Origin of the sequence: Bacillus cereus (genome assembly GCF_002564555.1) — a bacterium.
GTDB lineage: Bacteria > Bacillota > Bacilli > Bacillales > Bacillaceae_G > Bacillus_A > Bacillus_A cereus_K.
Genome location: NZ_NUVD01000014.1, coordinates 1 through 12789, shown reverse-complemented (window position 1 = coordinate 12789; position 12789 = coordinate 1). Strand labels below are relative to the sequence as shown.

Sequence of the window (12789 nt, the reverse complement as noted above, 5' to 3'; positions counted from 1 at the left end):
ACAGGGAAAATATTTACAAAAATCTAACAGTTGCACAAAAGTTAACGTTAACGTAAAATGTAATAGTTGAGTGAAGGGAGGAATAAACATGTATAAAATCGATGAAGTAACAAAGCAAGTTGGTTTAACAAAGCGTACACTTCGTTATTATGAGGAAATTGGCTTAATTCATCCCCCAGAACGTAGTGAGGGAAATATTCGTCTGTATACAGATGAGGATATTGCAAGAATTAAAAGGATTGTAGAAGCGAAAGAAGTACTTGGAATTACGCTTCAAGAAATGCAACATTTCTTATCATTAAAAGAAAGAATGGAGCAAAGAAGAAATAGTGAGAACCCTCGTGATCGCGAAGTGATTCAAGAAATTAAAGAGATGCTTGAAAATCAAGTGCAAACGTTAGACGAGAAAATGGAGCAAATGCAGCGCGTGAAGGCGGAGCTCGAGGATAGTTTACATCGTGCAGTGACATTTTTAGAGAGTACAAAAGGAGAGTAATTAAAATGGAGAGCAAACAAAAATTAGGGAGATTGATTACAGTGATCGCTACCTTCCTTGCCTTTTCAGGTATAGGGGTAGTCGATCCAATTTTACCAAGTATTGCTGAACAAATTGGTGCCTCGCATTGGCAAGTCGAGATGTTATTTACAGCATATATTTTAACGATGGCAATTATGATGTTACCAGCTGGAATATTTGCATCAAGATTTGGTGATAAACGAATGATGACAATTGGTCTTGCGATTGTAACTGTATTTGCTTTTATATGCGGTATATCGCAAACGATTGCTCAATTATCTATTTTCCGCGCAGGGTGGGGATTAGGAAATGCGATGTTCTTCGCAACGGCGATGACATTATTAATTGCATTAAGTAAAGAAGTTCATGAAGCAGTAGGATTATATGAAGCAGCTATCGGTTTAGGGATGGCAGGTGGCCCGTTATTAGGCGGGATATTAGGTGGACATTCTTGGCGTTACCCATTTTTCGCGACGAGTATTTTAATTTTCTTAGCATTTATTTTAGTTTTCTTTTTTGTAAAAGAACCGGAGCGAAACGTGAAGCGCAAAGCAGCGGGCATGGGAGAATTACTTAACTTGGTGAAGTATAAACCATTTATGCAAGGTGCCATTTCAGGGATGTTATATTACTATGGATTTTTCGTCGTTTTAGCATATTCACCACTTATTATGCATTTATCTGCCATTCAATTAGGTTTTGTATTTTGTGGATGGGGATTAGCGCTAGCTTACGGATCAGCAATTTTAGCGCATAAGCTAGAAGGTAAATATGAACCGAAAACAGTATTAAAGGGTAGTTTACTCGTATTTGCGATGTTATTAATTGCGCTATTCTTTGTGAAAATTATGTGGTTACAAATCGTGTTAATCGTTCTATCTGGATTAGCATCAGGATTAAATAACGCATTATTTACAAGTTATGTAATGGATATTTCACCTTATGAAAGATCTGTTACATCAGGTGTTTATAACTTCGTTCGTTGGTTAGGAGGCGCGATTGCTCCCATTTTATCAGGAATTATCGGGCACACGGTTTCACCACAAAGTCCGTTTTTAGTCGGTGGAATTGTTGTATTAGTTGGTTGTATTATGATTTTAATTCCAATTCGTAAACCGGTAGAAATAGAGACGAAGGCCCTTTCTTAGGAAAGGGTTTTCTTTCCTATTACAGAGCAAACCCTGTTCACATATATGTTAGAACCCTCTGACTAAAATATATTTTCGGTATTTTTGTACTTTTAACTATACTTTTTGGATGTTTTGTTTTATTTTTGTTAGGGGACATTAATGATGTCCCTATTATAAATTTGCATTGAAAGGCGTGATTGTACGATGGAACTATGGTTCACTGAAAAACAAACAAAACATTTTGGGATTACGGCGCGTATTAACCGCACATTACATACGGAGCAAACAGAATTCCAAAAGATTGATATGGTTGAAACGGAAGAGTTCGGAAACATGCTTATTTTAGACGGCATGGTTATGACGACAGAAAAAGACGAGTTCGTTTATCATGAAATGGTAGCGCACGTACCTTTATTTACACATCCAAACCCTGAAAACGTTTTAGTTGTAGGTGGTGGTGATGGCGGTGTTATTCGTGAAGTGTTAAAACACCCAAGCGTAAAGAAAGCAACTCTTGTTGAAATCGATGGAAAAGTAATTGAGTACTCTAAACAGTACTTACCATCAATTGCAGGCGCATTAGACAATGAGCGTGTAGAAGTGAAAGTAGGAGACGGTTTCCTACACATCGCGGAAAGCGAAAATGAATATGACGTAATTATGGTAGATTCTACTGAGCCAGTAGGACCTGCAGTAAACTTATTTACGAAAGGTTTCTACGCTGGAATCTCTAAAGCGTTAAAAGAAGATGGTATTTTCGTTGCACAAACGGACAACCCTTGGTTCACACCAGAATTAATTACGACTGTGTTTAAAGATGTAAAAGAGATTTTCCCGATTACTCGTTTATACACAGCAAATATTCCAACATACCCAAGTGGTCTTTGGACGTTCACAATTGGATCTAAAAAACATGATCCACTAGAAGTAAGTGAAGAGCGTTTCCATGAAATCGAAACGAAATATTACACAAAAGAATTGCACAATGCAGCATTCGCATTACCGAAATTTGTTGGCGATTTAATTAAGTAAGAAAATCGAATTTTAACAAATAAAGTGTAAATAGCTCATTTAAGGTGTTTGTCCAGAAGACTTGAACATGCTAGCTATTTACACTTCTGTAAAGAAAATCGTCTTCTTGTTATGAAACAGAAGACCCCGGTAAATCGAGAAAGAGGAGCAGTGCGCTCCAAATTTGAGAAATATGAAAGGTTGGGATACCTTAAGTTCCACATAAGGAGGAAAAGAATATGCGTTTTGATGAAGCTTATTCAGGTAAAGTATTTATTAAAAGTCATCCAAGTTTTGAAGAGTCAAAGGTAGTTATTTACGGGATGCCTATGGATTGGACAGTAAGTTACCGTCCGGGATCTCGCTTTGGCCCTGCACGTATTCGTGAAGTATCAATCGGTCTTGAAGAATATAGTCCGTATTTAGATCGTGAACTAGAAGAGGTAAAATATTTTGATGCGGGTGATATCCCATTACCATTTGGAAATGCACAACGTAGCTTAGACATGATTGAAGAGTATGTATCAAAACTTTTAGATGCCGATAAGTTTCCACTAGGTCTCGGCGGTGAGCACTTAGTGTCTTGGCCAATTTTTAAGGCAATGGCAAAAAAATATCCGGATTTAGCAATCATCCATATGGATGCTCATACTGATTTACGTGAATCGTATGAAGGGGAGCCTTTATCCCACTCTACACCAATTCGTAAAGTGTGTGATTTAATTGGTCCGGAAAACGTATATTCTTTCGGAATTCGTTCTGGAATGAAGGAAGAATTTGAATGGGCGAAAGAAGTAGGTATGAACTTATACAAATTTGACGTACTAGAACCGTTAAAAGAAGTATTACCGAAACTTGCAGGACGCCCAGTCTATGTCACAATCGACATTGACGTATTAGACCCAGCTCACGCTCCGGGAACAGGAACGTTAGAAGCTGGAGGTATCACATCTAAAGAATTATTAGATTCCATCGTGGCAATTGCAAATTCAAATATAAATGTAGTTGGGGCGGACCTAGTAGAAGTAGCTCCAGTCTACGACCATAGTGATCAAACACCAGTCGCAGCAAGCAAATTCGTGCGGGAAATGCTGCTCGGTTGGGTGAAATAAAAGCGGAGGCAGCTCGCTCAGAATGTGAGGGGGATGGAGCTTCAGACGTAGAGGCGCTTTTTGCCTCGAAGGAAGAAGCGAAGCCACCGATTATTCTAGCTGCTGTAGCTGGATAAAGTAAAAGTGAAGCCGACTGTTTAGACCCGGTGACTAAGGTTCTTTCCTGCAAAAGGTGCTTTTTGCCTTTTGGCAGGGAAGGTTCTTAGACGCAAGGGTCTAGGGGCTCTTATTTTTTCGTTATGTATCGGTAAGTCGATATATTAAAAAAATCGCCGATATAATTTCACTTATCATCGCGTGACATAAAGAAAAAGAGCTATTCTCAAACAATGAGAGTAGCTCTTTTTCTTATGCAACTTTCTCTTCCGAAGTAATGCCACGAATTTCATCAGCAGAACGGATTGGATAATTGCGGAACACGATTGATCCGACGTATCCAACAATAATGGTAACGATTCCACATAGCACGGCAGCGATCGTTACTTTTATAACGTCATTAAATCCGAATAAGACAAGAAGTCCTGGGATTGGTGATGCTGTTCCTGGCGCATTATTAACAAGTTGGAATAGCGATGTAATAATACCGGCAAGTGCACCGCCAACGAAGTTAGTCGCATAAATTGGAATTGGGTTTGCTGAGACAACATCTGCTTGTGTTAACGGCTCGATTGCTACAGCGATTGTATCTTTCTTTGAACAAATTTTTAGTCGTTTAAAGAAAATAAAGTTCATTGGGGCTGAGGCTGCTACGGCAAGACTACCAATTGCCATTGGTAAACCTGTTAATCCAAGCATGGCGGTTAGTGCCATAGAACTTAATGGAGATGTAGAAATAACCGTTATTAATCCACCAAGCATAATTCCCATAATGATAGGACTTTCTGTAGTTGCAACTGAAATCATAGAACCGATTTTACCGAGCGTGGCGTTAACAAGCGGATCCATAAGCATCGCCATTCCGCGTGAGAGTGGTGCGGCAATAAATAAAATTGCTAAAAATTCTACACCAGCTGGTAATTTCTTTTCGAGAAATTTCACGATGAATGCACAAACGTATCCAGCGAAAAATCCTGGTAAAATACCGAATCCACTAGTAGCGATACCGATTAAAACAGCGTATACGGGTGAAACGCCAATTGCTAGTGCTACTAAAATCGCAGCTGCGACACCGCTCATGCTACCAGAAGCTTCTCCAACTGATTGTAAAAAGTCATTATGAAACATTTCTCCACCGATATAACGGTGAAATGCTTCAATAAGAAAACTTGCGATTGCTGCATTAGCTAAAGCACCCATTGCTTTCATTCCGTAAGGAGCACGGTAACTAAAAAGTGTAAATAGACAAAGTACAACAAGTAATAGTGCTAAACCTTGCAAGATAGCCATTTGAAAACTGTCTCCTTTGATTTTTGTAATAAAGTGAAACTTTAATCAGTGGGGATGTTGACCATCCAAACTGAATATTAGTCTTCACTAATCGGGCAGTTAACTACCCGTTAATGTTGGATAAAAATTCGTATCATTCAATAATAATATAAAAGTGCATGAAACGGAAAAAATTTTTTATTGGGAAATGGTTGTAAGGTGAAAAACCCTTACAATAATGTAAGGAAAGTGTAAGGCATTTCGATAGAGTATAGTATGCTTTTTTTCGTATAATACAGGTATAGACATACGGTTAGTGAGAAAGAAGTGCAAACAGGAGGCGCATTTATGAAATTGGTAATTAAAGTTTTAGCTGTGTTCGCCATTATTTTAGGTGGAACAGCGTATTATTTAAACACAAAAACAGAAGGTGTGCATGCTTTTGTGGACAACTTCTTTTCAAATAAAGAAATACAAGATTATTATGCTGTTATAGATAAGGGCGAGAAAAAAGACGATGAATATTTGTATACGTTTAACGGGTATACAGAGGACGGAAAGTTACAAGTTATTAAAAAAATGGTAAACCGTGAATTACATACGGGTGCTTTTATAAAAATTTATGCAAAAGGTATGCAAGGAAAAGGGTGGGCTGAAATCCCGAAAGATTCAATCCCACAAAAGGCGTTGCAAAAAATAGAAAAACCATAAAAGGAGCGAATCGTTCGCTCCTTTTTTAGTGCGTTAAAATGGTGATAGATGAATTCCCTTTGGTAGAAATGATTTTTGCGCGTCCGCCAATTGGGAAAGTAAAAATAGGAGTTGTATGACCGAAACTTGCATTTGCGATGATTGGGATATGTGTAAGTTCAGACTTTGAAGCGAACATCTCTTGAATGTCCTCTATCGTACATTCTGCGTCTTTTTGCATTCTTCCTATTACAATACCTTTTATATGTTCAAAATCTTGCTGCCCCATAAGGGAATGTAAATGGCGATCGAATGTTTTAAGTGTAGCTTTTCCCGTCAAACTATCTTCTTCAAGAAATAAAACTTTATCTCGTAAGCTTGGCATATATGGTGTACCTTGTAATAAGTTCAAAGTGCTCATATTTCCTCCGATAATATCTCCTGTAGCTTCTCCTTCTTGAATCGAAACATATCCTTCATTTTTAATAAATGCTCGATTTTCCTGATCTATGTACCAAGAATCATCGCTCCACGTCTCAGATGGTAGAATTTCAATAGAATCATTAGAAGTTAAGCATTTTAAAAAGTAATCGGTTGTATACTCGAGACCTTTCTCCATTCCAAATGAAGAGAAGTGAGGACCTGAATATGTAACAAGACCTGTTTTTGTATAAATTGCGTTATTTAAAGCAGTAATATCAGAATAGCCACAGAAAAACTTTGGGTTTTCACGGATTAAATCGTAATCGAGATGTTTCAATAAACCGTTAGAGTTGTATCCACCAAGTGTCGTCAAAATTGCTTTTACATTAGGGTCTCTAAATGCCTCGTGGAGGTCTTGGACTCGTGAAGAAATAGAAGAGGAAGCGAATCGGTCTATCTCTTCAGCATGTTTTGAGAATGTGACTTGAAAGTCCATAGCAGTTAATCTTTTTATAGCAAGGTTTCTGTTTTCATTTGAGACAATACTTAAACTAAAAGATGGTGAAATAACCCTTATTTCATCACCTTTTTTTAATTTTGTTGGTAGCACTAAATTCACTCCTTTAAATGAAAGAATATTTAGATTTAAAAAATATTTTAACATATGAAATAAAGTGCGGGTGAATTATTTTTTGAAAAGGAGTTTTCCTGATTTTTCAGCAGACAGACAGAGTCTTTTTTTGATATGATAGGAAAAGTGATTTATTATAAGTAGTATTTAATATCTATAACATTTGAAGGGTGTGCAAGACGTGAAGAAACAACTTGCAGGCTTGCCGGTACACGTTCATTTCGTAACAGAAATCCGTGAAGGGGCGAGGAAGGAAACCGTTGCTTTTGAAGCAAATGGTCAATACTATGTAAAAGGTCAAGGTACATATGTAACATTCCAAGAGCCGAACGAACAAGGCGAAGTGAAAACAATTATTAAAATTCAAGATGAACAAGTTCTCATTATGCGTTCAGGTGCTGTTTCGATGCGTCAAACGCATGTGAAAGGTGAATGGACAACTGGTACGTATACGAGTGAACTTGGTACGTTTGCATTGCAAACAAAGACTGATAACGTTCTTTTTAAATGGTCGGATGAAAAGAAAAAAGGACAACTCTTCTTAACGTACGCATTGCTTCTAAGTGAACAAGAAGCTGGCAGATATACAATTACACTTAATTTGAAGGAGGCAAAATAATGAATTCTTTAGAACAAGTAAAAGGATTGATTAAAGAAGAAATTCAAGCTGCTGTATTAAAGGCAGAATTAGCGACAGAAGAACAAATGCCAAACGTTGTATTAGAATCTCCAAAAGATAAAACAAATGGTGACTTCTCTACAAATATGGCAATGCAACTTGCACGCGTTGCGAAAAAAGCACCTCGTATGATTGCAGAAGAATTAGTTGCAAACTTCGATAAAGCAAAAGCTTCTATTGAAAAAATTGAAATCGCAGGTCCTGGTTTCATTAACTTCTACATGGATAACAGTTACTTAACAGACTTAATCCCAACAATCGTTAACGCTGGTGAAGCTTACGGTGAAACAAATACTGGTAAAGGTGAAAAAGTACAAATTGAGTTCGTATCTGCGAATCCAACAGGTGACCTTCACTTAGGACATGCACGTGGTGCAGCAGTAGGTGACACTTTATGTAACCTATTAGCAAAAGCAGGATACGATGTATCTCGTGAGTACTATATTAATGATGCTGGTAATCAAATTCATAATTTAGCGCTTTCTGTTGAAGCTCGTTACATGCAAGCGTTAGGTTTAGATAAAGAAATGCCAGAAGACGGTTACCACGGTGCAGATATTATCGGTATCGGTAAACGTTTAGCAGAAGAATTTGGCGATCGTTATGCGAAAGCGGATGCTGAAGAAAGCTACGAATTCTACCGTGAGTACGGTTTAAAATATGAATTAGCAAAACTTCAAAAAGACTTAGAAAGCTTCCGTGTTAAATTTGATGTATGGTTCTCAGAAACATCATTATACAAAAACGGAAAAATCGATCAAGCTCTTGCTGTATTAAAAGAGCGTGAAGAGATTTTTGAAGAAGATGGTGCAACTTGGTTCCGTTCTATGACTTACGGTGACGATAAAAACCGTGTATTAATTAAAAACGACGGTTCTTACACATACTTAACGCCAGATATCGCTTACCACCGTGACAAATTAGAGCGTGGCTTTGATAAATTAATCAATATTTGGGGTGCTGACCACCACGGTTACATTCCTCGTATGAAAGCTGCTATTCAAGCGCTTGGTTACGATAAAGAAACGCTTGAAGTAGAAATCATCCAAATGGTACAACTGTACCAAAATGGTGAGAAAATGAAGATGAGTAAGCGTACAGGTAAAGCAGTTACACTTCGTGAGCTTATGGAAGAAGTGGGCGTAGACGCAATGCGTTACTTCTTCGCAATGCGTAGCGGTGATTCTCATTTAGACTTCGATATGGACTTAGCTGTATCAAAATCTAATGAAAACCCAGTATACTATGCGCAATATGCTCATGCTCGTGTATGCAGCATCCTTCGTCAAGGTGAAGAGTTAGGATTAGCTACAGGTGGAGATGTAAACTACAAACTTGTTACTTCTGAGAAAGAAGTAGAGTTACTGAAAAAACTTGGTGAATTCCCAGCTGTAGTTGCGGATGCAGCGCAAAAACGTCTGCCACACCGTATTACAAACTATGCATTTGAATTAGCAGCAGCACTTCATAGCTTCTACAATGCAGAGAAAGTATTAAACCAAGATAACTTAGAATTAAGTAAAGCTCGTTACGAGTTAATGAAAGCAGTACGCACTACACTTCAAAACGCATTAGCAATCGTAGGAGTATCTGCACCAGAAAAGATGTAGTCAAGAAAAGATATCTATTTTTGTTTAGAATTGATATACAAGTTGATATATAAACTTCTGATTAGTCTATAGACTGATCAGAAGTCAAAGAAAGAAGAGCACCGAAAAGTCGTGTGGCTTGATAAGGGGAAATTGAAACAGAAAAAGAGATGGCAAAGCTATCTCTTTTTCTGTGCCAATTTTCTAATCTAAATACATGTGACAAATATATGTTATGGTGATGAAGTGAAAATAGTAAAACACCAATTAACTATTGATTTTTAGGAACGATTCTAGAATAATAGACTGTTGGGGGTACAATTATCAAAAATCCATATATGTATTATTAGTCATTGGAATGTTACTAGGAAATGGTGTGATTGTTGTAAAAAGCATTGTTACAGCTATGCCAAGTACTAAAATAACAATGCATCTAATCAAGTATCTGATCAATTAGTAATGAATCTTGAAAACTTCCAACTTAGTCAAGAAACTAGGGGTGGCATGTTTAAAATAGTACATATAGTACAATTAAGGTTTTCATGATTTGATAAAAAATAATGAAAGGATATAAATCTCTCGGTTTTGATATTATCATCATATATAAGCTCATTTTAATTCTTCGACATAGCCATGGAACCCATTAGGCAAAGTGTTTTTTCTTGACATCCATTTATATACTCTAAAAATGAAAAGGCTGAATTTCGTATTTATATACGATTTATATGAAATCAGTTGACAATCATACTCTTTTTTAGTTACCCCCAAATTCGGTCCACTGTATTCAAATTTGGAGAATATGACTTTCATCTTGCATAGGCAAACAATACTTCATCCAGAGTGTTTTTAATTATAGAATGCTGGCGGTGGAACGCTTCTTGTTCTACTTGTTTCAGTGTGTAGGTCGGTTGTTTAATGAAACACAAACCTTTTTAACATATGATCAATTGCACTACAACTCATAATAATAGAAAACACATCTTCAATGACATCCTTTAGAATACGAGTATCCTAGCACATTTCATGGCCGTAAACTTCTTTGGCTTGTGTGCCAGGTTAGATTATACGCATTACTTTTTACTATTCTTTAGGGGGATAAGTAAGGAAGTTGGGTGAAGTAACTCTTCCGTACCTGCCGGCAATGAAATTTTTGTATTTATAGAACAAACGTTTGTTCTGGGTGTGAAAAAATTTCGGAAACTCTACACCATAATAAGGCGAATGACTGTCATGAGTTTTATCGTGAGCGCTTTTCGAATTGTCTTCTTCTGACTTTGAAGTTATCCTATGGTCGGTTCATATGTATTTATAATTTGAATTTCTTTATCAAAATTTGTCCTGTCCTGTATCTGTTTTTGTTAAATGGCATAGGCTAGAAATAAAATGTCGGAGAAATTAGATGAATCCATATAAGAGTCGAACTTCAATTTTCTAAATAATAGAAGGGTTGAAAAAAGAGAAAAAGATGATAATAGCTATCAAACATATTTTAGTAAAATAGCTTAATGACATTGAATAATAGAATCCTTGTCATAGTATGTTTTTTCTGAAATATATTTAGATTTAATTTTATAGGGAGGATAGCATAAAATATGCATTTAAAAAGAATTACTTCAATTTTTTCGATTATAATGATTTTCATGTTTACTATAGGCCAGAGTCTCTTACCTATAGTAGCAAATGCACAAGAGCTAAACACAGCAGGACTTGTGGATAGTTTTCAGATTGGTAAAACAAATCTAAGTACCACAGAACGGACTAAAGTAACTGTAAACTTCAGTGAAAAAGATGGACTTAGGCTGAAGCCTGGAGACACACTAACATTAACACTGCCTCCAGAATTAAAAGGATTAGATAGAGAGTTTCCATTAGATGACTATGGTACTTGCAAAGTTACAGCAGGTACTGTGGTATGTACATTTAATGATAAAGTGAGTACATATGAAAATATTCATGGGTATTTAAACTTTTTCGTGGAAGCTACTAATGTAGGGACGGATGAAAAGAAAGAAATTGAAACCAATTTCGGTACAACTGTAGATAAGCAATCTGTAACAATTACCGGCCCAACTAGTGGTGGTGGTACAGATCCTGGAACGGGACCGTTTTTTTATAAAACTGGTGATATGAACTCAGGTAAGGACGATGTAGTGCGTTGGTTCTTGAATATAAACTTAAATAAAGAAGAGTTAAGTCGCGATATTGTTGTGACTGATAATTTACAGGAAGGCCAAACACTTAATAAGGATAGTTTCTATATAAGTGTAGATAATTCTCTAGGTCGTCAATATTTAACGCTACAAGAGTTTGAACAGCAAGGCTACGGAACGATTACCTTTACTGGTGACCGATCATTTAAAGTTGTGCTTAATAAGGATAAAGCAAGTCTTACCGCCTTTTCGATTGGCTATACATCTACTATAACGGAAGCCGGAATGAAGCAAGATTTTTTTAAGAATGATTATACGATTGATTACCAAGTTGTAAACAAAGAGCCAGTTAATGAATCGGGCAGTTACCCAGTCGAAAATATGACAGCTGGCGGTGGTGCTACTGGCAACAAGGTTCCAAAAGGAAAGCTGAAAATTGTTAAACATATTGAAGGAAATAAAGAAAAAGTAATCCCAAATGTTTCATTTAAGTTGTATAAAGAGTCTGGTGAACAGGTTGGGGGCGAATATAAAACAAATGAAAAAGGGATAGTTGAAACTCCTCAATTATCACCAGGTAAATATTATGTACAAGAGGTTTCAGCTCCAGACTATATTGATTTCGATCCTCAGAAAAAAGTAGAGTTTGAAATAAAATCAAATGATGAAAATGGAGTCGAACTGGATATTCCAAATAAGGTGAAAACTACATCTGTTTCAGGAACGAAGATGTGGAAAGGCGATAACGAGAAAGATCGTCCAAGTTCAATCAAAGTAGAATTACTACAAAATGAGAAAGTAGTAGACACGAAAGAAGTAACAGCGGCAGATGGTTGGAAATACAAATTTGACAACCTAGCAGCTTATGATGCAAATGGAGTAGCGTATAAGTATGAAGTAAAAGAACAACCGATAGATGGATACACAACAGAAGTAAATGGTTATGACATTACAAATACAAAAGTGGTACAAACAACTAAAGTAGAAGGAACGAAAACATGGAAGGACGGAAATGCGGAAGGTCGTCCGACGATGATTAAAGTAGACTTACTACAAGACGGTACAGTGATTGCGACGCAAGAAGTAAGCAAAGCAACAGGCTGGAAATATGAATTTAAAGATCTGGCGATAAACAATGCAGACGGAAAAGCATATAAGTATGAAGTGAAAGAACAAGCAGTAGACGGATACGAATCCAAAGTAAATGGTTATGACATCACAAATACAAAAGTAGGCAAGACATCAGTTGCAGGAACGAAGACGTGGAAAGGTGGCACAGAGGAAGAGCATAAAGCCATCAAAGTAGACTTACTACAAGACGGTACAGTGATTGCGACACAAGAGGTAAGCAAAGAAACAGGTTGGAAGTATGAATTTAAAGATTTAGTAGCGTTCGATGCAAATGGAAAAGCATACAAGTATGAAGTGAAAGAACAACCGGTAGATGGATATGAATCCAAAGTAAATGGTTATGACATCACGAATACAAAAG

General features: G+C 36.9%; 11 protein-coding genes. 9 read left to right on the top strand and 2 right to left on the bottom strand.

Annotated features, from left to right (window positions below):
* The first annotated feature begins 88 nt into the window (after positions 1 to 88).
* The 5 genes from COI75_RS06260 to COI75_RS27225 all read left to right on the top strand — a co-directional run bounded on the left by COI75_RS06260 (position 89) and on the right by COI75_RS27225 (position 3886).
* Positions 89 to 496, top strand: a complete 408-nt coding sequence (locus COI75_RS06260) for a MerR family transcriptional regulator (RefSeq protein WP_000276571.1) — start codon at positions 89 to 91, stop codon at positions 494 to 496.
* A 5-nt stretch (positions 497 to 501) separates the two neighbouring features.
* A complete protein-coding gene (locus COI75_RS06255; protein ID WP_000444214.1) occupies positions 502 to 1665 on the top strand; it encodes an MFS transporter in 1164 nt (387 codons plus the stop codon).
* 186 nt (positions 1666 to 1851) lie between these two features.
* Entirely contained in the window at positions 1852 to 2679 is an 828-nt protein-coding gene (gene speE, locus COI75_RS06250; RefSeq protein ID WP_098448260.1) for a polyamine aminopropyltransferase, read from the top strand.
* A gap of 218 nt (positions 2680 to 2897) precedes the next feature.
* Positions 2898 to 3770: an agmatinase gene (speB, locus tag COI75_RS06245; protein WP_001209831.1), complete on the top strand. Its 873-nt coding sequence runs from the start codon at positions 2898 to 2900 to the stop codon at positions 3768 to 3770.
* On the top strand, positions 3758 to 3886 hold the full coding sequence (locus COI75_RS27225; protein WP_000503874.1) for a hypothetical protein: 129 nt from the start codon (positions 3758 to 3760) through the stop codon (positions 3884 to 3886). Before speB ends, COI75_RS27225 begins: the two co-directional genes overlap by 13 nt.
* Positions 3887 to 4118: 232 nt before the next feature.
* On the opposite strand, the gene COI75_RS06235 is transcribed toward COI75_RS27225, so the two are convergent.
* Positions 4119 to 5156, bottom strand: coding sequence for a PTS sugar transporter subunit IIC (locus COI75_RS06235; protein ID WP_000996306.1), 1038 nt, complete (start codon positions 5154 to 5156; stop codon positions 4119 to 4121).
* A 327-nt stretch (positions 5157 to 5483) separates the two neighbouring features.
* On the opposite strand from COI75_RS06235, the gene COI75_RS06230 reads away from it, so the two are divergent.
* Positions 5484 to 5846 (top strand): YxeA family protein, encoded by a 363-nt coding sequence (locus COI75_RS06230; RefSeq protein WP_000779918.1) that lies wholly within the window; start codon positions 5484 to 5486, stop codon positions 5844 to 5846.
* A gap of 25 nt (positions 5847 to 5871) precedes the next feature.
* Here the strand turns inward: COI75_RS06230 and COI75_RS06225 are convergent, their stop codons facing one another.
* Positions 5872 to 6858 carry a S66 family peptidase gene (locus tag COI75_RS06225; protein WP_000938077.1) on the bottom strand — a complete coding sequence of 329 codons (987 nt, stop codon included), beginning with the start codon at positions 6856 to 6858 and terminating at the stop codon, positions 5872 to 5874.
* 202 nt (positions 6859 to 7060) lie between these two features.
* Between COI75_RS06225 and COI75_RS06220 the strand changes: the two genes are divergently transcribed.
* The 3 genes from COI75_RS06220 to COI75_RS06210 all read left to right on the top strand — a co-directional run.
* Entirely contained in the window at positions 7061 to 7498 is a 438-nt protein-coding gene (locus COI75_RS06220) for a DUF1934 domain-containing protein (protein WP_000744345.1), read from the top strand.
* Complete coding sequence (argS, locus tag COI75_RS06215; protein ID WP_001086470.1) at positions 7498 to 9168, top strand: arginine--tRNA ligase; 1671 nt, start codon at positions 7498 to 7500, stop codon at positions 9166 to 9168. The genes COI75_RS06220 and argS overlap by 1 nt, the downstream gene beginning before the upstream one ends.
* 1571 nt (positions 9169 to 10739) lie before the next feature.
* On the top strand, positions 10740 to 12789 hold a 2050-nt coding region (locus tag COI75_RS06210; RefSeq protein ID WP_141535085.1), incomplete at its 3' end, for a Cna B-type domain-containing protein.

Coding starts and splice junctions, on each gene's coding strand:
- COI75_RS06230 (WP_000779918.1), top strand. CDS start 5,484: ATGAAATTGGTAATTAAAGTTTTAGCTGTGTTCGCCATTATTTTAGGT.
- COI75_RS06260 (WP_000276571.1), top strand. CDS start 89: ATGTATAAAATCGATGAAGTAACAAAGCAAGTTGGTTTAACAAAGCGT.
- COI75_RS06235 (WP_000996306.1), bottom strand. CDS start 5,156: ATGGCTATCTTGCAAGGTTTAGCACTATTACTTGTTGTACTTTGTCTA.
- argS (WP_001086470.1), top strand. CDS start 7,498: ATGAATTCTTTAGAACAAGTAAAAGGATTGATTAAAGAAGAAATTCAA.
- speB (WP_001209831.1), top strand. CDS start 2,898: ATGCGTTTTGATGAAGCTTATTCAGGTAAAGTATTTATTAAAAGTCAT.
- COI75_RS06255 (WP_000444214.1), top strand. CDS start 502: ATGGAGAGCAAACAAAAATTAGGGAGATTGATTACAGTGATCGCTACC.
- speE (WP_098448260.1), top strand. CDS start 1,852: ATGGAACTATGGTTCACTGAAAAACAAACAAAACATTTTGGGATTACG.